General features: G+C 43.7%; 2 tRNA genes and 2 rRNA genes. All 4 read right to left on the bottom strand.

Features of this window, described 5'->3' with window-relative positions:
* A 23S ribosomal RNA gene (locus tag UF05_RS08705) occupies positions 1-97 on the bottom strand; the annotation flags it as partial.
* A 279-nt stretch (positions 98-376) separates the two neighbouring features.
* Positions 377-452, bottom strand: a tRNA-Glu gene (locus UF05_RS08700).
* 12 nt (positions 453-464) lie between these two features.
* Positions 465-540 (bottom strand) — tRNA-Ala (locus UF05_RS08695).
* 97 nt (positions 541-637) lie between these two features.
* Positions 638-753, bottom strand: a 16S ribosomal RNA gene (locus UF05_RS08690); the annotation flags it as partial.

The raw sequence follows: 753 nt of genomic DNA, 5'->3' as shown, positions 1-753 counted from the left end.
GGTTGTTACTACCTAATCTGGGCTTATCGCAAGTTACTACGTCTTTCATCGCCTCTGACTGCCAAGGCATCCACCGTGTACGCTTAGTCACTTAACCATACAACCCGAAGGAGTTTCGAGTTGATGACAAGTCACCAAAGTTGTCTGCAATTTTTATACATGATGCAGACTCGATTTTGCCGGACTCAAATTCCAAGAACACTTGAATGTGTTATTTTGGTGTTTGTCTTAAAGACAAACATTGAGAACTTTACAAACAACAATAAATTGTTGTTTTGTCAGCTTTCCAAATTGTTAAAGAGCTAATCACTTCTAATGAAGTAACCATTTTTAAGAACACTTAATACTTTCTTATCAAAAAAAATGTGCTTAAAGATGGTATCCCGTAGGGGAGTCGAACCCCTGTTACCGCCGTGAAAGGGCGGTGTCCTAGGCCTCTAGACGAACGGGACATAGGAAGTCAGTGGTGGAGCTAATCGGGATCGAACCGATGACCTCTTCGCTGCCAGCGAAGCGCTCTCCCAGCTGAGCTATAGCCCCACATAAATTGCTTCAGCACTTTATGCAGAACCAACTTTTTGCTCTGAATTTAAACCATATCAATCTGTGTGGACACTCATCGTGAGTAATCATCGTTTAAGGAGGTGATCCAGCGCCAGGTTCCCCTAGCGCTACCTTGTTACGACTTCACCCCAGTCATGAACCACAAAGTGGTAAGCGTCCCCCCGAAGGTTAAACTACCTACTTCTTTTG

It is taken from the genome of Vibrio sp. S457-15, from assembly GCF_000960545.1.
GTDB classification, from domain to species: Bacteria; Pseudomonadota; Gammaproteobacteria; order Enterobacterales; family Vibrionaceae; genus Vibrio; species Vibrio parahaemolyticus.
The sequence above is the reverse complement of the archived record's forward strand: the minus strand, read 5'-3'. Positions and strand labels throughout refer to the sequence as shown.